Origin of the sequence: Nguyenibacter vanlangensis (assembly GCF_038719015.1) — a bacterium.
Taxonomy (GTDB): domain Bacteria; phylum Pseudomonadota; class Alphaproteobacteria; order Acetobacterales; family Acetobacteraceae; genus Gluconacetobacter; species Gluconacetobacter vanlangensis.
The window spans coordinates 4101947-4123148 of the sequence record NZ_CP152276.1 but is presented as its reverse complement, the minus strand read 5'-3'; the positions used below and the strand labels follow the sequence as shown (position 1 = coordinate 4123148).

General features: G+C 70.7%; 13 protein-coding genes and 1 pseudogene. 7 read left to right on the top strand and 7 right to left on the bottom strand.

Annotation, left to right across the window (positions count from 1 at the left end; all coding sequences use genetic code 11):
• Nucleotides 1-28: 28 nt before the first annotated feature.
• On the top strand, nucleotides 29-973 hold the full coding sequence (locus AAC691_RS19245; RefSeq protein WP_342628122.1) for a uracil-DNA glycosylase: 945 nt from the start codon (nucleotides 29-31) through the stop codon (nucleotides 971-973).
• Nucleotides 974-1183: 210 nt separating this feature from the next.
• Nucleotides 1184-3151 carry a lytic transglycosylase domain-containing protein gene (locus AAC691_RS19240; protein ID WP_342628121.1) on the top strand — a complete coding sequence of 656 codons (1968 nt, stop codon included), beginning with the start codon at nucleotides 1184-1186 and terminating at the stop codon, nucleotides 3149-3151.
• A gap of 40 nt (nucleotides 3152-3191) precedes the next feature.
• Here the strand turns inward: AAC691_RS19240 and AAC691_RS19235 are convergent, their stop codons facing one another.
• Entirely contained in the window at nucleotides 3192-4481 is a 1290-nt protein-coding gene (locus AAC691_RS19235; protein ID WP_342628120.1) for a hemolysin family protein, read from the bottom strand.
• A 177-nt stretch (nucleotides 4482-4658) separates the two neighbouring features.
• Nucleotides 4659-5837 (bottom strand): adenosyl-hopene transferase HpnH, encoded by a 1179-nt coding sequence (gene hpnH, locus AAC691_RS19230; protein ID WP_176640470.1) that lies wholly within the window; start codon nucleotides 5835-5837, stop codon nucleotides 4659-4661.
• A gap of 395 nt (nucleotides 5838-6232) precedes the next feature.
• Between hpnH and dxs the strand changes: the two are divergent.
• The 5 genes and pseudogenes from dxs (at nucleotide 6233) to hpnK (ending at nucleotide 12675) form a co-directional block, all read left to right on the top strand.
• Nucleotides 6233-8312, top strand: a pseudogene (gene dxs, locus AAC691_RS19225) (1-deoxy-D-xylulose-5-phosphate synthase).
• The gene (locus AAC691_RS19220; protein ID WP_342628119.1) at nucleotides 8222-9001 is read left to right on the top strand and encodes an ABC transporter substrate-binding protein; all 780 of its coding nucleotides are present in this window, start codon (nucleotides 8222-8224) and stop codon (nucleotides 8999-9001) included. The pseudogene dxs and the gene AAC691_RS19220 overlap by 91 nt, the downstream one beginning before the upstream one ends.
• Nucleotides 9002-9097: 96 nt before the next feature.
• Complete coding sequence (gene hpnI / locus AAC691_RS19215) at nucleotides 9098-10279, top strand: bacteriohopanetetrol glucosamine biosynthesis glycosyltransferase HpnI (protein WP_342628118.1); 1182 nt, start codon at nucleotides 9098-9100, stop codon at nucleotides 10277-10279.
• A 79-nt stretch (nucleotides 10280-10358) separates the two neighbouring features.
• Nucleotides 10359-11783, top strand: a complete 1425-nt coding sequence (hpnJ, locus tag AAC691_RS19210) for a hopanoid biosynthesis associated radical SAM protein HpnJ (RefSeq protein WP_176640513.1) — start codon at nucleotides 10359-10361, stop codon at nucleotides 11781-11783.
• Nucleotides 11784-11835: 52 nt separating this feature from the next.
• The gene (gene hpnK / locus AAC691_RS19205; RefSeq protein ID WP_342628117.1) at nucleotides 11836-12675 is read left to right on the top strand and encodes a hopanoid biosynthesis-associated protein HpnK; all 840 of its coding nucleotides are present in this window, start codon (nucleotides 11836-11838) and stop codon (nucleotides 12673-12675) included.
• A 67-nt stretch (nucleotides 12676-12742) separates the two neighbouring features.
• Here hpnK and trxA read toward each other — a convergent pair whose 3' ends face one another.
• The 5 genes from trxA to tsaE all read right to left on the bottom strand — a co-directional run bounded on the left by trxA (nucleotide 12743) and on the right by tsaE (nucleotide 21081).
• A complete protein-coding gene (trxA, locus tag AAC691_RS19200) occupies nucleotides 12743-13069 on the bottom strand; it encodes a thioredoxin TrxA (protein ID WP_176641413.1) in 327 nt (108 codons plus the stop codon).
• 74 nt (nucleotides 13070-13143) lie between these two features.
• On the bottom strand, nucleotides 13144-16722 hold the full coding sequence (gene addA / locus AAC691_RS19195) for a double-strand break repair helicase AddA (RefSeq protein ID WP_408906020.1): 3579 nt from the start codon (nucleotides 16720-16722) through the stop codon (nucleotides 13144-13146).
• Nucleotides 16689-19793: a double-strand break repair protein AddB gene (gene addB / locus AAC691_RS19190; protein ID WP_342628115.1), complete on the bottom strand. Its 3105-nt coding sequence runs from the start codon at nucleotides 19791-19793 to the stop codon at nucleotides 16689-16691. The genes addA and addB overlap by 34 nt, the downstream gene beginning before the upstream one ends.
• Nucleotides 19790-20566, bottom strand: coding sequence for a nucleotidyltransferase family protein (locus AAC691_RS19185; RefSeq protein WP_342628114.1), 777 nt, complete (start codon nucleotides 20564-20566; stop codon nucleotides 19790-19792). Before AAC691_RS19185 ends, addB begins: the two co-directional genes overlap by 4 nt.
• Nucleotides 20563-21081 carry a tRNA (adenosine(37)-N6)-threonylcarbamoyltransferase complex ATPase subunit type 1 TsaE gene (gene tsaE, locus AAC691_RS19180; protein ID WP_342630275.1) on the bottom strand — a complete coding sequence of 173 codons (519 nt, stop codon included), beginning with the start codon at nucleotides 21079-21081 and terminating at the stop codon, nucleotides 20563-20565. Before tsaE ends, AAC691_RS19185 begins: the two co-directional genes overlap by 4 nt.
• Nucleotides 21082-21202: the final 121 nt, after the last annotated feature.

Sequence of the window (21202 nt, the reverse complement as noted above, 5' to 3'; positions counted from 1 at the left end):
GCCCAAACCGGATCATGGATATAACCGGATGACGGATACACTCGCCCTGTTGCAGCTCTATGTCGAATGGGGCGCGGACGTGGCCTTCGCCGAGCGGCCGACCGACTGGCTGAACGCGCCGCCGCCGCCGTCGTTGCTACCCTCGGGGCTGCCCTCGGGGCCGCCCTCGGAGCCGCCCTCGGTGCCCCTGCGCGCGCACGGGCCGGAACGCCGGCCGCCGGACGACGCGCCCCGCCCCGCCGGGCAGCAGGCCCACGCCATCCCGCCCGCGACCGCTCCAGCCCGCGCCCCAGCCCACCCTATGGCCACACCGGACCGGACGGGCGGCGGAGAAGACGGCCTGACGGTGCTGGACCGCGCGGTGCGGCATGCGCAGCAACAGGCGGCGGCGGCCCCCACGCTGGCCGCGCTGCAGGCGGCGATCGCCGCGTTCGGCGACTGCCCCCTGCGCGATACCGCGACCCATACCATCCTGCCCGAGGGACGGGCCGAGAGCGGCCTGCTGCTGATCGGCGAGCCGCCGGACGCCGCCGAGGACCGCAGCGGCCGTCCCTTCGCCGGACAGAGCGGGGCCCTGCTGGACCGCATGCTGGCCAGCGTGGGGCTGACGCGCGACGACATGCTGGTGGCGCCGGTGATTCCCTGGCGGCCACCGGGCGAACGCCCGCCCTCGGCGGCCGAGTTGCGGATCTGCGCGCCGTTCCTGCACCGGCTGATCGTCCTGGCCGCCCCGCGGCGGGTCCTGCTGATGGGCAATACACCCACCCGGCTGCTGACCGGCGAACAGGGCGGCATCGCCCGCCTGCGCGGACGCTGGCGCGCGATGACCGTGCCCGGATCGGCCGAGAAACTGCCCGTCCTGCCGATGCGCCATCCGTCTCAATTGACCGCCAGCGCGGCCGCCCGGCGCGACGCATGGAAGGACATTCTGTTGCTGCGCACAACACTGGATCAGGACAAGCAAACACCCTGAAACAATATGGCGCGACACCGCCGGAACTATGTTCGAACCAAGGCGAAAACCGTGTCTATTGCGCCGAAACACACGATTTATTCACTGACGATGACAGGCGCTAAATGGCAGTTTTTCCTGGCGTTTAATTTTCTGTTCTGGCGTCATACTGGCATCGCGCCCCAAAAAGGGTTGCTTTTCGGCGCATAACCCCTTAGACGCCCCTCGGCCATGCGAGGGATAACACACACCCCCCCACAGTTCGCGGTCCGGGCCCTGCTGGCCGGCGCGGCCTTTCTGGCTGGCGCGGCCTTCTGTCCGCTGCGTGCCCAGGGCGCGGCCGCCCAGACGCCGGACGGGCACCCGTCCGGACGGGGCGAGCCGGCCGATGAAACGGCGCTGGCCGTGCCGCGGATCGCACCGCCCGGCGGCGGGCCGGTCGGGCTGGCCCGGCCGCTGGCGCCCGACGACGTCGCGCGGGTCCGCCGGATTTTCATGCTGCAGCGCAACGGCGCGTTCGACGCCGCGATCCAGGAGACCGCGCGCCTGTCGGACGACACGCTGCTGGGCGACATCCTGGCCGACCGCTATCTGAACCCGGCCTATCACGCGACCCCGGGGCAGTTGCGGCTGTGGCTGCGCACCTTTTCCAGCCTGGCCGACGCGCCGGCGATCCATGCCCTGCTGGCCGGCCTGTCGCCGCACGGGGCCGGCGTGCCGCCCGCCCCGGCGGCGGTGGCGCTGGTGGCGGGCGGCGAGGCCGCACCGGTGCGCCTGCCGGAGGAGGACGATCCGGCCAGCCGGGCCTTCACCCGCAATCCGCTGCTGGACCGCACGGTGCGCGAACGCGCCGGACAGGGCGCGAAGGGCGCGCGCAGCGCCCTGCATCTGATCAAGATCACGCCGGGGATCAGCACGCTCTATGCCGCGCAACTGCGCGCCGAGGTCGCTATGGCGCTGTTCAGCGCCGGCGAGATCGCCCTGGCGCTGCGGACCGGGCAGGATGCCTTCATCCAGTCCGGCGGGCGGATCGGGCTGGCGGGCTATGTCGCCGGGCTGGCGGCCTGGCGCCGGGGACGCCCCGACATTGCCGAACCCCTGTTCGAGGGGGCGTCGCGCGCCGAACTGACCTCGGCCAGCGTGCGGGCCGGCGCGGCCTTCTGGGCCGCGCGGGCCCACAGGAATACCGGCGACCTGGCCGCCTACCAACCCTGGCTGCATCGCGCGGCGGCGGCCCCCCACACGTTCTACGGCCTGCTGGCGGCGCAATTGCTGGGCCGGCGCCCGGCAGGACGCGACGCCTACCAGATGGCCGATGCCCCGATCCCGGCCGATGACCGGACCGTGCTGCAGGCCGGCGCGCCGGTGATGGGCGAAATCGACGTGGACGCGGTGGCCGCGACGCCCGCCGGACGCCGGGCCTTCGCGCTGCTGCAGGTCGGCGAGACGGCACGGGCCGAGGCCGCGCTGCGGCGCCTGTGGCCGGACGTGCAGGGCGACGCCGCCCTGTGCCGCTCGATCCAGCTTGTGGCCGACGAAGCGGGGCTGAAGGATTTGTCGGCGCAGTTGGCGGGCCTGCTGGCGACCCGGGACGGGACGCGGCCCGCCCAGCCATCCCGCTTCCCCACCCCGACCCTGTCGCCGCGCCATGGCTTCAAGGTCGATCCGGCGCTGGTCTATGCCCTGACGCGGCTGGAATCGAATTTCGACGCCGGCGCGATTTCGGGCGCGGGCGCGCATGGCCTGATGCAGATCATGCCCGTCACCGCCGGCTTCGTGACCGGCAGCGCCGGACGCTATGCCGCCTCCCCCGCCCTGCTGCACAATGCGGCGGTGAATCTCGAGATCGGGCAGCTCTATGTCCTCTACCTGGCGCACCTGACCGAACAGCGCGGCGATGTCCACCACGTGCCGGGCGGCGACCTGGTGCGGATGCTGGCCAGCTACAATGCCGGCCCGACGGCGATCGCCCGCCAGGACGCGGCCAATGATTGCGGGGACGACCCGCTGCTGTTCATCGAAAGCCTGCCCAGCACCGAGACGCGGGACTACGTCCACCGGGCGCTGACCTATCTGTGGATCTATGCCGACCGGCTGGGCATGCCCACCCCGTCGCTGGAAGCCCTGGCCCGCGACGAATGGCCGTCCTTCGCGGCCGAGCGCGACCTGGCCGGGCATCGTTTCCACACGGTGCACTGATCGCCGGACAGAGGGGGATGAGCCTTCGGCCGGCGGCCCTTCAGTTTTCGGCGAAGGCCTGCCGGCTGGCCCTGACCCGCATCACCCGGCGCTGGTCCATCTCCTGGACCTCGAACAGCCAGCCGGAGAACACCACCTTGTCTCCCGCCGCCGGCACCCGGCGCAGCAGCGCCAGGATCAGCCCGCCCAGCGTGTGATAGCTGCCTTCGTCGGGCAGGTCGGCCAGGCCCAGCCGGTCCTTCAGTTCGTCGACCGGCATGAACCCGTCCAGGACCAGCACGTCGTCCGGCGCCAGATGGGCGCTGGGCGCGCCTCCGGCCTCGTGATGCTCGCCGACGATGGCCTCGAACAGGTCCGAGGCGGTGACCACGCCTTCGAACGAGCCGTACTCGTCCAGGACCAGGGCCATGCCTGCGGCGACGGTGCGCATCCGCTCCACCATGTCGAAGGCGGAAATCGTATCGGGTACCACCACCGGCTTGCGCAGCCCGGCCTCGATCGAGACGGGACGCCCATCCAGCAGGCAATCCAGCATGTCCTTGGCCAGGATGACGCCGACCGGATTGTCCACCCCGCCGTCGCAGACCACGATGCGGGTATAGGCGGTCTGGCGCAGCATGCGGCGCAGTTCCTCACGGCTGGCCTTGCGCTCGATCCAGACCAGTTCGTTCCGCGGGGTCATGATCGCACGCACCGGCCGGTCCGCCAGGCGCAGCAGGCGCTCGATCATGTCGCGCTCGGCCTGCTCCAGCACGCCGGACTGCGCGCCCTCGGCGATATAGGCTTTCAGTTCCTCCTCGGTCAGGGCCTCGCGCGTGGCCGACCCCACGCCCATCAGGCGCAGCACCAGGTTCGACGACCGGCCGAGCACCCAGACCGCCGGACGGACCAGCCGGGCAAGCCCTTCCAGCAGCAGCGACAGGCGCGCGGCGATGATCTCGGGATGGCGCAGCGCCAGTTGCTTGGGCACCAGTTCGCCCAGCACCAGCATCAGCGAGGTGATCGAGACCACGACGATGGCGATCGACAGTTCGGGGGCGAACGGGCGCAGCAGCGCGAACCCGCCCAGCCAGGGCGTCAGCCCGGCCTCGATCTGGGTGCCGCCATAGGTCCCCTCCAGGATCGAGACCAGGGTAATGCCGACCTGCACGGTGGGAAGGAAGCTCTGCGGGTCCTCGGCCAGGCGCTGGGCCCGCTGGGCGCCCTTGACGCCGTTGCGGTGCAGGATCCGCAACCGGGCGGGGCGGGCCGAGATCAGGGCCAGTTCCCCCATGGCGAAGACGCCGTTGAGAAGGACGAGAAGAACAATGACGACGAGCGGCGCGATCATGATGGCCGCATCCTAAAGCAGATCGCGATGCGGTGAAATCGCCTGGGCGACGTTGCGCGCCGGACGCTCGATATAAGACGGCCGATATAAGACGCCCGATAGGAAAATGGCGGGGACACCCCCGCCATTCCCTCGACGCGATCGGATACCGCCAGCCGGATACCGGCCGGGGGGAGATCAGTCCGCGGCGTCCGCCGCGACCGGGGCGTCCACCACCGTGACCCGCGGCGGCTTGGCCGGCTTCTTCGCCGCGGCAAGCTCGGCCATGCGGGCCTCGACATGCTGGGTGAAGACGTATTCGGCCGGGCGCTGGTTAGCCAGCGAGATCTCGGGCGCCATCGGCTTCTCGGTCTCGGGCCCGAACAGGGCGACCTTAGCGATGTGCCAGGGGCGGCGCACGGCGTCCATCACGGCAGTGGATTCATAACCGGAATGGACCATGCAATCGGCGCATTTTTCGTAATTGCCCGTGCCGTAATCGTCCCATTTGGTGTCGTCCATCAGTTCCTGGAACGTCTTGGCATAGCCCTCGCCCAGCAGGTAGCACGGACGCTGCCAGCCGAACACGTTCCGCAGCGGCTTGCCCCAGGGGGTGCAATGATATTGCTCGTTCCCCGCAAGGAAGTTCAGGAACAGCGGCGACTGCGTGAAGCGCCACTTCTTGCCCTTGCCCAGGCGGAAGATGTCGCGGAAAAGCTGCTTGGTCTTCTGGCGATTCAGGAAATGCGCCTGGTCCGGCGCGCGTTCGTAGGCATAGCCCGGCGCGGTCATGATGCCGTCGACGCCCATCGCCATGACTTCGTCGAAGAAGGCGGCCACGCGCTTGGGATCGGCGCCATCGAACAGGGTGCAGTTGATCGACACGCGGAAGCCGCGGGCCTTGGCCTTCTTGATCGCGGCGACGGCGCGTTCATAGACGCCGTCCTGGCAGACCGAAGCGTCGTGCATCACCTGGTCGCCATCCAGATGCACGTCCCACGAGAAGAACGGCGACGGCTCGTAGTCGTCCATCTTCTTTTCGAGGAGAAGCGCGTTGGTGCAGAGATAGACGTATCTCTTGCGCGCGATCAGGCCCCGGATGATCTCGGGCATTTCCTTGTGCAGCAGGGGCTCGCCGCCCGCGACGGCGACCACGGGCGCGCCGGCTTCGGTATCCGCGTCCAGGCATTCCTGCACGCTCATGCGCTGGTTCAGGATCTGCGCGGGATAGTCGATCTTGCCGCACCCGGCGCAGGCCAGATTGCACCTGAACAGCGGCTCGAGCATCAGCACGAGCGGATAGCGCTTCCGGCCGGTGATGTGCTGCCTGACGACGTAAGCACCCACCCTGACAGCCTGCATTAAAGGAACGGCCATGAAACCTCAGCTCCTGAACCGGCTGCGCGCCGGCCTTTTTCAAAACATGTGACCTTATTATGGACACGTTCGCACGGAGGATAACAAGTGCGGGCGGTCCAAGCCGTGCGCGAGACTCATATCGAGGTTGCGGACGAACGACGCGCCGCGATCCCGTTTTGGGGGGTATAGGACAATTCGGGGGCTTTACTCAATTCCCAACGCACGCACTGTGCCCTAATCACCACACCTTTCAGGGAGACTCTGTATTTGCTGCGGCTCCGGGAGTAAAAGCAAACCGCATCGGACCAGAAGGCGTTACGCGTATCCGGCTCGGTGACGTCGCAAACAGACCGGATCAGGAATCGCCCGCCCCCGGGCGGCTACCTGGCAAACATAAAATGAGCGTAAACGTCATGGATCAGCCGACCCCCCAACAGCCCGCCGGCACGTCCGGATTCGGAGCCGGCCGTACCGGGCCCGGCGGCGAGCCGACGCGCGGGCGCTTTCCGCTTTTGGATCGGGTTTCGTATCCGGCGGACCTGCGCAACCTGTCGATCGAGCAATTGAGGCAGTTGGCGGAGGAACTGCGGGCCGAGACGGTGGACGCGGTATCGACGACGGGCGGGCATCTGGGTGCGTCGCTGGGCGTGGTCGAGCTGACGGTGGCGCTGCATGCGGTGTTCGACACGCCTGCCGACCGGATCGTCTGGGATGTCGGCCACCAGGCCTATCCCCACAAGATCCTGACCGGGCGGCGCGCGGCCATCCGCACCCTGCGCCAGCCGGGCGGCCTGTCGGGCTTCACCCGCCGCTCCGAGAGCGAATACGACCCGTTCGGCGCCGCCCATTCCTCGACCTCGATCTCCGCCGGGCTGGGCATGGCCGTGGCGCACCATCTGCGCGCCGCCCACGATCCCGCCTATCGCGAGCGCAATGTCGTCGCCGTGATCGGCGACGGCTCGATCTCGGCCGGCATGGCCTATGAGGCGATGAACAATGCCGCGGCCGCCGGGCCCGGCGCCTCGCGCCTGATCGTGGTGCTGAACGACAACGAGATGTCGATCGCCCCGCCGGTCGGCGCCATGTCCGCCTATCTGTCGCGGCTGATGTCCTCGCGCCAGTTCCTCGGCCTGCGCGACCTGGCCGGCAAGATGGTGCGCCGCCTGCCCGACCGGCTGGAACGCACCGCCAAGAAGGCCGAGGAATATGCCCGCGGCATGATCACGGGCGGCACGCTGTTCGAGGAGCTGGGCTTCTATTATGTCGGTCCGGTCGACGGCCACGACATGAGCCAGCTCGTGCCCATCCTGCGCAACCTGCGCGACGCCGACGACAAGGGCCCCATCCTGCTGCATGTCGTCACCGAGAAGGGCCGCGGCTATCGCCCGGCCGAGGCGGCGGGCGACAAATATCACGCCGTGGCGAAGTTCAACGTCGTCACCGGCGAGCAGAGCAAGGCCCCGCCGGGACCGCCCAGCTATACCGCGGTGTTCAGCCGCGAACTGGTGCGCTGCGCCCGGCAGGACGAACGGATCGTGGCCATCACCGCCGCCATGCCGTCGGGCACCGGGCTGGACGCCTTCGCCCGCGCCTGCCCCGAGCGGTTCTTCGATGTCGGCATCGCCGAGCAGCATGCCGTGACCTTCGCCGCCGGCATGGCGACCGAGGGGCTGCGCCCGTTCTGCGCGATCTATTCCACCTTCCTGCAGCGCGCCTACGACCAGGTGATGCACGACGTGGTGCTGCAGAACCTGCCGGTGCGCTTCGCCATCGACCGCGCCGGCCTGGTCGGCGCCGACGGCGCCACCCACGCCGGGTCGTTCGACCTGAACTATCTGGGCTGCCTGCCGGGCATGACCATCATGGCCCCCAGCGACGAGCTGGAGCTGCTGCACATGACGGCCACCGCATGCGCCTTCGATGACGGGCCGATCGCGCTGCGCTATCCGCGCGGCAACGGGCTGGGCCTGGCCCTGCCCGAACAGGGCAGCGTGCTGGAAATCGGCCGCGGACGGATCATCCGCGAGATGGGCCGCCAGTCCGGGCGCGAAAAAGGGCGGCATCGCCATCCTGTCGCTGGGCACCCGCCTGGCCGACGTGCTGAAGGCCGCCGACCTGCTGGCCGCCGGGGGCCTGCCGCCCACCATCGCCGACGCGCGCTTCGCCAAGCCGCTGGACACCGCGCTGATCGACAACCTCGCCCGCAACCATGCCGTGCTGCTGACCGTCGAGGACGGCGCCGAGGGCGGATTCGGCGCCTTCGTCATGCACCATCTGGCCCGCAACGGACTGCTCGACACCGTCCGCGTCCGGCCCATGACGCTCCCGGACCGCTTCATCGACCACAACACTCAGGACGCCCAATATCGCGAGGCAGGTCTCGACGCACAGGCCATCGCCGCATGCGCGCGAAACGCCCTGGGCGTTCGAACCGGCAACGCCGCGCGCGTATCCCCACCCTTGCTAAAGGCGACAATCGGACCGAAATCATGATGGTGATGCGACGCTTGACGTTTTCCCTCCCCGTGGCGCTGGGCGTGGGCCTGGCGGTTCTGCCGGTCGCCGCGCCGGTCTTTGGTCCCGCCGCGGCCTCTGCCCAAACTGGGGCCCAAACCGGGGCCCAGGCCGGAACGCAGGCCCCGGCAGCGGCGGTCGGTCCCGTCAGCGCGCTCTACGCCGCGTTGCAGCAGATCCAGGCCGCGACCGGCAGTTCCTTCGCCCAGCGCGCCCAGATCCTGGCCCCGGTGGTGGACAAGGTTTATGATTTGGAAACCGTGCTGCGGGCATCGGTGGGCCTGCGCTATGGCGGGCTGTCCGGGGACGACCGGCAGAAATTGCTGTCCGTGTTCCGCCAGTTCACCGTGGCGCGCTACGTCTCCAGCTTCAAGCCGGGGGGCGATGCCCGTTTCAACGTCAATCCGGCGCCGCGCCCCTCGCCCGTGGGCAGCGACCAGATCGTGACCACCCATATCGGTTCGACCGACGATCCCGACGGCACCGAGATCGATTACGTGATGCGTCCCGGCCCCCAGGGCTGGCACATCGTCGATGTGTTGCTGAATGCACACATCAGCCAAGTTGCTGCACAACGCTCCGATTTCAGCTCGACACTGGCGTCGGGGAATGTGCAGAACCTGATCTCGCTGCTAGAGAAGAAGGTCAAGGCGTTCTCCGAGGGCTGACCGCCCCCGCCGGCGCCGGCCCGAATCCTATGTGCCACCCCTTCGTCGACCCCGCCTCCGTCTGCTGACGGCCCGCGTCCCCCTGCCGGAAAGAGAATGTTCGCGCCGCTGCATGCCCTTGTCTCACCCGCCGGTCTGGCCACCCTGGTCGCGGCAGCCGGTTGCATGCAGGCGGCGCTGGGCACGGGGCTGGTCGCCCGATTCCGCTGGAACGAGCGGCACGTCCCCGCCGGCGACGCATTGCCGCCGGTCACGATCCTGAAGCCCCTGCATGGCGACGAGCCCCTGCTGGAAGAGGCTCTGGAGAGCTTCTGCACGCAGGATTATCCGTATCTGCAGATCGTCTTCGGCGTGCAGGATGCGGGCGACCCGGCGATCGCCATCGTGCAGCGCCTGCGCGCACGCCATCCCGGGGTTGCGATCGACCTGGTGATCGACCCGACCTATCACGGGGTCAATCGCAAGATCGGCAATCTGATCAACATGCTGCCGCGCGCGCGGCACGATGTCCTGGTCATCTCCGACTCGGACATCCATGTCGCGCCGGATTATCTGCGCCACGTCGTCCACGCGCTGGCGCAGCCCGGGGTCGGGCTGGCGACGACGCTCTATGCCGGCCTGCCGGCCACGCCCAGCATGGCGCGCCTGCTGGCGGCCTGCCACATCAACCATAATTTCCTGCCCGGGGTGATGCTGTCGCGCTATCTGGGGCGGCAGGACTGCCTGGGCGCCACCATGGCGCTGCGGCGCGAGACGCTGGAGCATATCGGCGGCCTGCCGGCCCTGGTACACCACGTCGCCGACGACGCGATGCTGGGGCGGCTGGTGCGCGAGCGCGGGCTGGAGATCGCCATCGCCTCGTGCATGACCTGGACCACGGTCGGCGAACCGGGATTCGGCGACGTGCTGACGCACGAACTGCGCTGGGGCCGGACGGTGAAGACGCTGGAGCCGGCCGGCTATGCCGCGTCGGCCATCCAGCTCCCGCTGTTCTGGGCCGCGCTGGCGGTCCTGCTGCAACCCCATGCGCGCTGGAGCTGGGGCGTGTTCCTGGCCGTCTGGTTCAGCCGCGCCGTCACCGCCTTCGTGATGGACCGGCTGCTGGCCCAGCGCAGCCTGCTGCCGCTGCTGATGCTGCCGGTGCGGGACTGGATCTCGGCGGGCGTCATGGTCGGTAGCGTCAGCGGCACGCGCGTGGCATGGCGTGGACAGACGATGCATCTCGCGCCACATTCGGTTATGACGCCTCCATCCCACCCCGTCGCGCCGGGCGAGTAGCGCATGCCCACGCGACCAAGGACATAGCAAAGCAGGCCGTGCCGGACCCCCAATCCCCACGCCCGAGGATCTGCGTATCATGATGAAGACATTATTCCTGCAACCCCCTTCCTTCGACGGTTTCGACGGCGGCGCCGGGTCCCGCTATCAGGCCAAGCGGGAAATCCGGTCCTTCTGGTATCCGACCTGGCTGGCGCAGCCCGCCGCCCTGGTCGCGGGCAGCCGCCTGATCGACGCGCCGCCGGCCCGCATGGGGATGGAGCCGATCCTGCAGGACGTGCGCAACCGCGATCTGGTCGTGATGCACACCTCGACCCCGTCCTTCGCGTCGGACGTGCGGGTGGCGCAGATGCTCAAGGACGCCAACCCGTCGCTGAAGATCGGCATGGTCGGCGCCAAGGTCGCCGTCCAGCCCGAGGAAAGCCTGCTGAAGGGCGCGCCGGTCGACTTCGTGGCGCGCAACGAATTCGACTTCACGATCAAGGAGATCGCCGAGGGCCGCGACCTGAAGGACGTGGACGGCATTTCCTGGCGCAACGCCGACGGGGTCGTCGTCCATAACCGCGATCGCGCCATGATCGAGAACATGGACAGCCTGCCCTTCGTCACCGAAGTGTACAAGCGCGACCTGAAGATCGAGGATTATTTCATCGGGTACCTGATGCACCCGTATATCTCGATCTATACCGGCCGCGGCTGCAAGTCGCGCTGCACCTTCTGCCTGTGGCCGCAGACGGTCGGCGGCCATCATTACCGCACCCGCAGCCCCGAGCACGTGGCGGCCGAAATCCGCCTGGCACGGCAATATTTCCCGCAGGTCAAGGAATTCTTCTTCGACGACGACACCTTCACCGACGACCTGCCGCGCGCCGAGGCGATCGCGCGGGAACTGGGCAAGATGGGCGTCACCTGGTCGTGCAACGCCAAGGCGAACGTGCCCCGCAAGACGCTGGAAGTGCTGAAGGATAACGGGCTGCGCCTGCTGCTGGTGGGCTATGAGAGCGGCAACCAGCAGATCCTGCACAACATCAAGAAGGGCATGCGCGTCGAAGTGGCGCGCGAATTCACCAGGAACTGCCACGAGCTGGGGATCAAGATCCACGGCACGTTCATCCTGGGCCTGCCCGGCGAGACCAAGGAGACGATCCAGGAGACGATCAAGTTCGCCACCGAGATCAACCCGCACACGCTGCAGGTGTCGCTGGCCGCGCCCTATCCCGGTACGTTCCTGCACCGCCAGGCGACCGAGAATGGCTGGCTGGACGAAAGCAACGCCGAGCTGATCGACGAGAACGGCGTGCAGATCGCGCCGCTGCACTATCCGCACCTGTCGCACACCGAAATCTTCGGCAGTGTCGAGGAATTCTACCGGAAATTCTATTTCCGCGCGCCGAAGATCGCCTCGATCGTCGGCGAGATGGTGCGCAGCCCGCAGATGATGAAGCGCCGCCTGCGCGAGGGCGTGGAATTCTTCCAGTTCCTGCGCGACCGCCGCGCGGCCTGAGTCCGGTCGCGCGCCGGGGCGGCCGCCCCGGCGCGCGACGGGGACCCATCCCATGAAGCGCGTCATCGTATCCGCCGATGATTTCGGCCTGTCGGAAGAAGTCAACGAAGCCATCGAGATCGCCCACCGCGACGGGCTGCTCTCGACCGCCAGCCTGATGGTGGCCGGCCCGGCGGCGGCCGATGCGGTGGCGCGGGCGCGGCGGCTGCCGGGGCTGCATGTCGGGCTGCATCTGGTGGCGATCGAGGGGCCCTCGGTCCTGCCGCACGACGCGATTCCCCTGCTGGTCGGCCAGAGCGGGCAGTTTCCGGGCAATCAGCTCAGGCTGGGCGTCAATTATTTCTTTCGCCCGGCGGTACGCCGCCAGTTGGCCGCCGAGATCGAGGCGCAATTCGCCGCCTTCGCCCGGACCGGGCTGCGGCTGGACCACGCCAACGCCCACAAGCACATGCACCTGCACCCCACGGTCGGACGGATGATGATCCGCACCGGCCTGCGCTATGGGCTGCGGGCCGTCCGGGTGCCGATGGAACCGCCCGAACCGCTGATCGGGGCCGGGACCTACAGCGATTCGATGGGATCGGCGGTGCTGCGCCGCTGGACCGGCCTGCTGCGCCATCAGGCCCGCCGCGCGGGACTGCGCACCAATGACTGGTGCTTCGGCATCGCCTGGAGCGGCCATATGACCGCCGACCGGGTCGCCGCCCTGGCCGCGCACCTGCCCGACGGATTGTCGGAAATCTATTTCCACCCGGCGACCGCGAAGAACGCGCTGCTGAACCGGCTGATGCCGACCTACGACCACCAGGGGGAACTGGCGGCGCTGTGCAGTCCCGGCGTCCGGGCCGGGCTGGCGCACGGCCACGCCACCCTCGCCAACTGGTCGGCCTGACGCGCCGGGGACTCTTTATGGCGGAGGATCATGAGGTTCGGCCCCATGACCCTCCGCCATAAGGGCCCTACAGGCTGCCCTTGACCCATTCCTTCAACTGGCTCTTGGGCAGGGCACCGACCTTGGTCGCGGCCGGCTGGCCGTTCTTGAACAGGATCAGGGTCGGAATGCCCCGCACGGCATATTTGTTGGGCGTGGACGGGTTGTCGTCGATATTGACTTTCGCGACCGTCAGCTTGCCCTTCAGTTCAGCGCCGATCTCGTCCAGCGCCGGGGCGATCATCTTGCACGGGCCGCACCATTCGGCCCAGAAATCCACCAGCACAGGCCCCTCGGCCTTCAGGACATCGCTTTCGAAAGTGGCATCGCTGACGGCCACGGTATTTTCGCTCATCACATTACTCCTTGAGTACCAATGGGGGTTCCAGTGGCGGGTTCCATCTGGACATGGCGCCGGGCCGCCGTGTTTCAAGATTGCCATCCTCCGGGCCCACCCGGGGCCGGGTCGTCCGGAGCATGGCACGCCAGCAGCGAATCGGGCAGTTCCATGATTCGGGCATCTTCAGTCCAGACCAGGGTGCAACGAACCGGCCGATCCGGATAGAGGGCGGACAGCAGCGCGCGATAGGACGCCATCTGCCGCAGATACAGCACCGGGGTCGCCGCCACATCGTCGGGCGGGCGGCGATTCGTCTTGAAATCGCACAGCAGCACCGCATCCGGCAGCACCGCCATGCGATCGACCTGCCCCACGATCACCGCACCGCCCGCGACCCCCGCCACCGGCTGTTCGCCGCGGCTTGCCGGGCCGAACAGCGGGATCAGGGCGGGGTGTTCCATCACCGCCAGCACCTGTCCGGCCAGCCGGGCCTGCTCGGCCGCATCCAGCCCGTGCCCGGGACGGGCCAGCCATGCGCGCGCCGCATCGGCCCGCGATGCGGGTGGTTGCCCGGGCAGGTAATGCAATAACGCATGGATGATCTGTCCGCGACGCAGGGCCTGTTCCCGCGCCGCGGGGCGGCTGGCCCGCGCGATCGCCAGGGGCGAACGTACCGCCGGCTGCGGCCCCAGCGGCGCGTCGTCGGGGCGGCTGGGCACCAGCGGGCGCAGCAGCGGCGATTCGGGGGCGGGCGGAACCGGGATCCAGTCCGGCGCCCGGCCCATCCAGCCGGGCAGCGGCGCCAAGACCGGGGCGGGCACCGCCGCGGGCCGTTCGGTCGAGGCGACGCGCGCCGCTTCCTCCAGCACCAGGCAGGTCTCGCCCCAACTTCCCCCACCCAGATCGAACGGCCGTTCCTCGGCGCCCGCGCGTTCGAAGCCGCGGCGGCAGAGCATGTACCAGCTTTCGTCCGCAATGGTGCGTTTCTGCTGCCAGCCGCAGACCACCAGCCGGTCGCTGGCCCGCGTCAGCGCGACATAGAGCAGGCGATTATATTCCTCGGTCGCCGCATCGCGCAGCTTCTGCTGCAGGGCCCGGGTCACGCCGATCCCCATCTCGGCGCGCGGCACCCACAGCGGCAGGTCCAGCCCGTCCACGTCGTCGCGCGCCCAGACGATGCCGCCATCGAATTTCGCCGTGCCTGCCGTATCCGGCAGGATCACCAGCCGCGCCTGCAACCCCTTGGCGCCATGGGCCGTCATCACCCGCACCATGTCGGCGGTGGCGTCCGGCTCGCGCTTGACGGTCTCCTGCGAGGCACGCAGCCAATGCAGGAACCCCTGCAGCGAGGGTGGATGCAGGGATTCGTAGCGCAGCGCGGCCGACAGCAATTCGTCCACCGGTTCGGCCGCCTCGGGGCCCAGCCGGGCCAGCAGCCGGGCGCGGCCGCCCTGCGGACCCAGCGCCTCGGACAACAGGCCGTAGGGCGAGGCGTAATCGACGCGGCGGAACAAGGCGGCCAGCATCGTCCAGGCGGCGTGCCAGTCGGGCCGTTCCGCATGCCGGTCGCGCAGCACGGCCCATAGCGGCCGGCCGCCGCGCCCGGCCGCCAGGTCCAGCACCCCGTCATCCGACACGCCGCCCAGCGGCGAGGTCAGCACGCAGGCCAGGGTCAGATCGTCCTGGGGCAGCAGCAGCGCATCGCACAGCGCCATCAGGTCCTGCACCGCCAACTGGTCCACCAGGCCGGTCCGCACCAGCGTGGCCACCGGCACGTCCTGCGTCTTCAACGCCCGGATCAGCGACCGCACGAAATTCGACCGCCTGGGCACCAGCACCAGCACGTCGCCGGGTGTCAGCGGCGCCCGGCCCGGCTCGGGCGGGCGGCGCAGCTCGGCGACGATCCAGGCCGCCAGCGAGTCCGCCAGGCGCTGGGCGGCGGTCGATTGCCCGCCATTCTCGCGCGGGGCCGACCAGGGATCGGCCTCCTGCCCCGATTCGTCGCTGGGGGTCAGGGGCCATAATTCCACCCGCCCCCCCTGCCCCGGCCGCGCCGAGAGATGCTCGGGCACGCCGCCCCCTGGCTCGACCAGGCCGCTGGCGGCCTCGGGCAGCGAGAAGACGCTGTCGACCAGCTTCAGCACCGGCGCGGTGGAACGGAAGGAGACGGTCAGGGCCGGTTCCTTCCACAGGCTTCCGGCATCGTGGACCCGCTGGCGGAAGCGCCCGCGCCACTGACGGAACGCCGCCGGGTCGGCCCCCTGGAAGGAATAGATCGACTGCTTGTAGTCGCCGACCGCGAACAGGGTGCGCGGCGGCGCGTCCGCATCCTGCGTCCCCGCGCCGGCGAAGAATTCCGCCGTCAGGCCGCCCGCGATCGCCCATTGCTCGGGCGACGTGTCCTGCACCTCGTCCAGCAGCAGATGGTCGATGCCGCCATCGAGCTTGTACAGCACCCAGGCGGCGCCCGGATCCTTCAGCAATTCCAGGGTACGGTCGATCAGGTCGTCATAATCGACCAGGCCGCGCCCGCGCTTGCGTTCGCCATATTGCCGCAGCACCGGCACCGCGACATCCAGCAGCGCCATGCTGACATGCAGTACGGCGATCGCGCGGCATTCCTCGTCCACCGCGATGATCCGCGCCGCCTCGGCCAGCAGCGCATCGCCGATCGCGGGGTGGGCCTCGTCGAATTTCGCGTTCAGGCCGCCGCGGCGGCGCGGCTCGCCATCCTGCTTGACCAGCGCGCCGCGCCAGACGTTCCACTGCGCGGCGCGGTCCCCGGGTGGCAGCGACAGCCAATCCAGCATGGACTGCGCGGTGCGGCGCATGGCGGGCGAGGCCAGTTCGGCCACGAGACGCAGCCGCTCGCGCAGGACGGATTCGCCGGGGACCGTACAGGCGGCCAGCCGCACGGCGGCCGCGTCCCGGCCGCGTGCGCCCACCGCCCGCATCATCGCCGCCTCGACCCCGGCGCGATCCCGCGCCAGCGCGCCGATCACCGGCTGCAATTGCCGCAGCCGCGCCTGCAGGCCGCCGAGCAGGGCGGCGAAATCACCCGCGCCGATCTGCCCGGCCAGGATCGCCACCGCGTCGCCCCCCGTCCCGACCACGCTGTCCGCCGCCTCGCGCATCGCGATGCGCGCATCGGTGTCCTCGACCAGGGTGAAATGCGGGCTGATCGCGGCCTCGACCGGAAAGCGGCGCAGCAGGGATTGGCAGAAGGCGTGGATCGTGCCGATCCGCATGCCGCCCGGCAGGTCCAGCACCCGGGCGAACAATTCCCGCGCCGCCCGGCGCGTCGGGTCGCAGGCCGGGACCGACAGGCCGGCCAGTTCCCGGTCCAGCGCCGCATCCGGCAGCGTGACCCACCGCCCCAGGCGGCTTTGCAGGCGGATCGCCATCTCCGCCGCCGCCGCCTTGGTAAAGGTCAGGCACTGGATCCGCGCCGGGTCCGACCCGGCGGCCAGCGTGCCGTCCGGCGCCGGGCGCGGCAGCATCAGGCGCAGCAGCCGGTCGATCAGCAGCTTGGTCTTGCCGCTGCCCGCCGAGGCCGAGACGAAGACCGACGCCGCCGGGTCCGAGGCCTCGGACTGGCGGAGATTGGCCAGGCCGATCGCGTCGCGCGGGGGCGTCACGGGCCGGCCTCGTCGCGCGCGGCACTCCATTCCGCCACCCGCGCCAGGCGCGCGTAATCGGCGAAACGCGGGCTTTCGTCCGGATGCGGATGCGACAGATAAGGCTGGGCCGGGTCGTCATACATCGCGATCAGCCCGCGCAGATTGTCCCAGGCGGCGGCGATCAGGTCCGCCAGTTCCTGGCCGGTCGCCACGGGCAGCACCTCGCCGGCCTCGGGCCCGCCGGTCAGGCGCCAATAGAGCAGTTCGGCGACGGGGCCGGCCAGTTCGGGACCGAAGGCCCCGCGCTCCATCATCGCGGCCTCCAGCACCAGTTGCGACTGCCAGCCGGCGAAGACGCTCCTGCGCCGCGGCAGGGTGCCGGTCTTGTAGTCGAACAGGGTCAGCGCGCCGTCGGCGGCGCGATCGACGCGGTCGACCCGGCCGCGCAGCACGAAATCGCCCCCCGGCAGGCCGGTCAGCAGCGCACGGCCGGCCTGCTCGGTACGGGTCAGGACCGGTGCGTCTCCACCCCGTCCGGCCTGCCGCGCGGCTTCGGCCCCGATCACCCAGTCGGCGATGCGCGCCAGCCTTGGCGCCCACCAGGCCGCCAGGGCGGGGCGCAGCCGGGCCGCCGCCAGTTCCTGGGCGAACAGGGCACGCAATCCGGCCGCCCCCACCCCTTCTGCCCCGCGATCCGGGGCGGGACGGCGGAACCAGCGGTCCAGCGCGCCATGGACGATGTTGCCGTAATCGGCGGCGTCCGCGGCTTCCTCGATCTCGGGCAGGCGGCGCAGGCCCAGGACGTGCCGCGCATGGATGGCGTATGGATCGCGCATCCAGGTTTCGATCTCGGTGATCGTCAGGCTGCGCGGGCGCATCGGCAGCGGCGGACGGGGGCGCGGCGGGGCGACGGGGCGCGGCGCGTCCGCCGGCCGGTCAAGCTGCGCCAGCCAGGACAAGGCGGGATGGGCGGGCAGCGCCTGCCGGCGGCCCGCCAGATACGCATCCAGCCGGACCAGCCAGCGCGCCGGCACGGTGGGCGCGCCGTCGCGGCGGCCGGGGACCGACAGCACGATGTCGGGCGCGGCACAGGCGCAACTGACGAAATCATGGGCGGCCTGGCCGATCGTCCGCTCGGGCGACGGCAGCCCGACCCGGGCACGCATCGGGCGGCTCATCCACGGGCCGGGATCGGTCGCGGGCGGCCATACCGATTCGACCAGCCCGCCCAGCACCATGGTCTCGACGGATTGCAGCCGGGCCTCCATCAGGCCCCAGATGAAGATGCGCGGATGCAGCGCATTGTCGTCCCGGCCACGCAGGGCCCGGCGCGAATGCACCGCCTGCCCGCTCATCGACGCGGCCAGCAGCCCGTCCAGCACGGCCACGCGCTGCGGCGGCAGCACGTCGCAGAAGGCGATCAGCGCCGCCAGGTGCTGGCCCAGCGCGTTGCCGTCCTCGCCCGACCACAGCCGGTCGGCCCCGTCCTGCCGGTCGGTGGCGGCCAGCGCCTCGGCCGCCTCGACCAGGGCCGCCAGCAGGTCGGCAACCGGCAGCGCCACGGACGTGTCGGCCAGCGACAGCAGCGGCGCCAGGCAGCGTTCGACCCGGTCGACGAACCCCACCAGGTCCTCGGGCGCATCGGGACGGTCGGCCAGGGCGCCCTGGGGGTCGTCGCGCGCCACCGCCAGGCGGTCGCGCAGCCCGTCGATGCCCGGCCGGGGGGCCGGGCCGCGCAGGGCGGCGCGCTCCAGCAGGCGGGCCGAGGCCCGGCACACGCCCGGCGGCAGGCCGCAGGCGGCCAGCGGATGCTTCAACAGCGACAGCAGGGCGACAGGGGACAAGCCGCCCGCCACCGCCGCGACCACCAGCCGCAGGAAGACCGCCGGCGGCGTCGCGCCCAGCGGCTCGCCCGCGCTGTCGTCCGCCACCACGCCCCAGCGCGCCAGTTCCACGGCGACACGCCCGGCCAGCGCGCGATCGGGCGTCACCAGGGCGGCACGGTGGCCGGGCCGGACGATCGCCTGGCGCAGCAGCAGGGCGATGGCGGCCGCCTCTTCCTGCTGGTCGGCGGTCCGCAGGACCGACAGGCCCGTCAGGTCCGCCGGCGCCGGATCCCGCAGCCATTCGCCCAGCGCCGCCGCCGGCAGCAGCGCGCTGGCCAGCACCGCGCCGCGCCCCGCCGGACAGGCCGCCCCTGCTGCCGCTTCCGTTGCCGGCCCCGTTGCCGCCCCCGTTGCCGACTGTGCGGCAGCGGGCGGATCAGCCCAGATCGCCAGGTCGGCCCGGGCCACGCCCAGCCCGGCCAGCAGGCGGGCCATGCCCGATTGCGGGTGGCCGTCCGGCAGGGCGTTCCAGTCCGCCTCATCCAGCGACAGATCGACCCAGGGCAGCACCAGCCGGCCCGTTTCCCCCGACCCCATGTCCATGGCCAGCACCGATTGCAGCACCGCCAGCACCGACGGCGTCGCGGCGGTAAAGCCGACGGCCCACAGCCGTTCGCCGGCCGGCAGCGGCGTGTCGCGCCAGCGCGCCGCCTGGGCATGCAGCAGGGCGACCTGCCGGGCGGCCGGGTTCATCACCCCCTGCTCGGCCAGCCAGGCGGGCCAGACTCCGGTCACGATCGACAGGAAACGCAGGGTCAGATGCCAATGTTCGGCGAAATCGCCCTCGGCCGCCAGGGGCAGGCGTTCGGCCAGGTCGCATTCCGCCCATTCGGCGTCGTCCATCAGGTCCGCCAGCGCCTGGGCCAGCGGCCAGGCCTGGTCGATGGTGCGGACATCGCCGAACGCGTCGCCGGCCTGCAGGATCAGGCGCGTCAGCGTGGCCAGGCGGCGCAGCGGCTCGACGGGGGGCGGCAGGTCCAGCGCGCCCGGCGCGGCGACCGCCAGCCCGGTTTCGTCCAGCCCGCCCAGCGGCGCGATCCGGGGCAGCAGCAGGGGCCGCCCATCGGCCCGGCGCAGGAAGGCCTCGGTCAGGGCGCGGGCGGCGCGGCGGCTCGGCAGCAGGATCAGCCCGTCGCCGCTGCGCTGCGGGTCGTCGGCGATTCCGGCCATCCAGCGGTCTGCGACCTGATCCAGGAAGGGCACGTGCGGCGGCACGCTGGCCACGCGGCTCATCGAATCACGTCCTGGTCCACCCCGTCCGGATCGCGCGCGACCCGCAGGGCGGCGGTCGCGGCGGGCAGGTCCTGCGGCCGCGACAGGTGGCACCACACCGAGTCATGCACGATGCCATAGAGCCGCCCGCGCCCGATCGCCGCGTCCCACAGGCCGTTCAGACTGAACGCCCCGGCCGGCGCGCCGGCGAACAAGGACGGCGCCGCGATCTGCACCCCGGTGAAGATATAGGGCGTGACCGCCCCCGGCGCCGGACGGCGCAGCCGGCCCGCCGCGTCCATCACGAAATCGCCGCGCCCGACCTCGCCCACCGCCAGGCTGGCCCGCGCCAGCAGCAGCAGCGCATCCATGCGTGCCGGATCGAAGACGGCGGCCAGGCGGTGCAGGGCGGGCACCGGACCGTTCAGCCAGAGCGAATCGCCGTTCAGCAGAAAGAACGGGGCCGGCCCCAGCGCGCCGTCGCGCAGGGCGGCCGCGGCGCTGCCGCCGGTTTCCAGCAGCGCGGCCTCGCGCCGGACCACGACGTGCGGGCCGATGCCCGATGCGGCGCGCCGCCGCAAGGCGGCTTCGACCTGGTCGGCCTGCCAGAAGGCATTGACCACCACCTCCGGCACGCCCGCGCGGTCCAGCCGGTCCAGCACATGGTCCAGGATGGCGCGTCCGTCGACCCGCAGCAGCGGCTTGGCGGCGGCATCGGTCAGCGGGCGCATGCGCCCCCCCAGCCCGGCCGCGAACACCATGGCCCGCGCGGGCAGGCGCGGCCGATCGCTCATGCCGCGCCCCAGGTCGTTCCCCCGGCCGTTGTTTCCCCGGCTGTTCCCTGGGCCATTCCTTGGGCCAGCTCAGCCCAGACCGGGCGGTCGGCCCAGCCGGCCAGCGTGGCCTGGCGGGCGCCGTCATCCGCGACCGCCAGCGTGACGTGCAGAGCCCCGGCCGGCGTCAGCGCGCCCAGCCGGTCCGGCCATTCGACCAGCACGATGCCGTCGCACGCATCGTCCCAGCCCAGTTCGTACAGCGCGTCGGGGCCGCCCAGGCGCCAAAGGTCGAAATGCGCGATCGGCCCCAGGGGCGAGTCGTACGCCTGCACCAGCGTGTAGGACGGGCTGGGCACCTCCATCTGCGGATCGGCGCAGGCGGCGCGCAGGAAGGCGCGGGAAAACACCGTCTTGCCCGCGCCGAGCGGACCGGAAAGCAGGATCGCGTCCCCGGGCCGGGCGGCGGATGCGATGCGACGCGCCAGGTCCTCGGTCGCGTCCTGGCTGGGCAGGGTGACGGCGAGCTGTTCCATGCGCCCATAGTGCGCGCCCGCGCGGCCGGCGCACAAGACCCCGTTCCCGCTTGCACTCGGCCCGCGCAGGCCGCACAACCCGTCGGCAGGATTGCAGCAGCGCATCAGGACGGATTTCGAC

Coding starts and splice junctions, on each gene's coding strand:
- AAC691_RS19245 (WP_342628122.1), top strand. CDS start 29: ATGACGGATACACTCGCCCTGTTGCAGCTCTATGTCGAATGGGGCGCG.
- AAC691_RS19240 (WP_342628121.1), top strand. CDS start 1,184: ATGCGAGGGATAACACACACCCCCCCACAGTTCGCGGTCCGGGCCCTG.
- AAC691_RS19235 (WP_342628120.1), bottom strand. CDS start 4,481: ATGATCGCGCCGCTCGTCGTCATTGTTCTTCTCGTCCTTCTCAACGGC.
- hpnH (WP_176640470.1), bottom strand. CDS start 5,837: ATGGCCGTTCCTTTAATGCAGGCTGTCAGGGTGGGTGCTTACGTCGTC.
- AAC691_RS19220 (WP_342628119.1), top strand. CDS start 8,222: ATGCGCGCGAAACGCCCTGGGCGTTCGAACCGGCAACGCCGCGCGCGT.
- hpnI (WP_342628118.1), top strand. CDS start 9,098: ATGTTCGCGCCGCTGCATGCCCTTGTCTCACCCGCCGGTCTGGCCACC.
- hpnJ (WP_176640513.1), top strand. CDS start 10,359: ATGATGAAGACATTATTCCTGCAACCCCCTTCCTTCGACGGTTTCGAC.
- hpnK (WP_342628117.1), top strand. CDS start 11,836: ATGAAGCGCGTCATCGTATCCGCCGATGATTTCGGCCTGTCGGAAGAA.
- trxA (WP_176641413.1), bottom strand. CDS start 13,069: ATGAGCGAAAATACCGTGGCCGTCAGCGATGCCACTTTCGAAAGCGAT.
- addA (WP_408906020.1), bottom strand. CDS start 16,722: ATGGAGTGCCGCGCGCGACGAGGCCGGCCCGTGACGCCCCCGCGCGAC.
- addB (WP_342628115.1), bottom strand. CDS start 19,793: ATGAGCCGCGTGGCCAGCGTGCCGCCGCACGTGCCCTTCCTGGATCAG.
- AAC691_RS19185 (WP_342628114.1), bottom strand. CDS start 20,566: ATGAGCGATCGGCCGCGCCTGCCCGCGCGGGCCATGGTGTTCGCGGCC.
- tsaE (WP_342630275.1), bottom strand. CDS start 21,081: ATGGAACAGCTCGCCGTCACCCTGCCCAGCCAGGACGCGACCGAGGAC.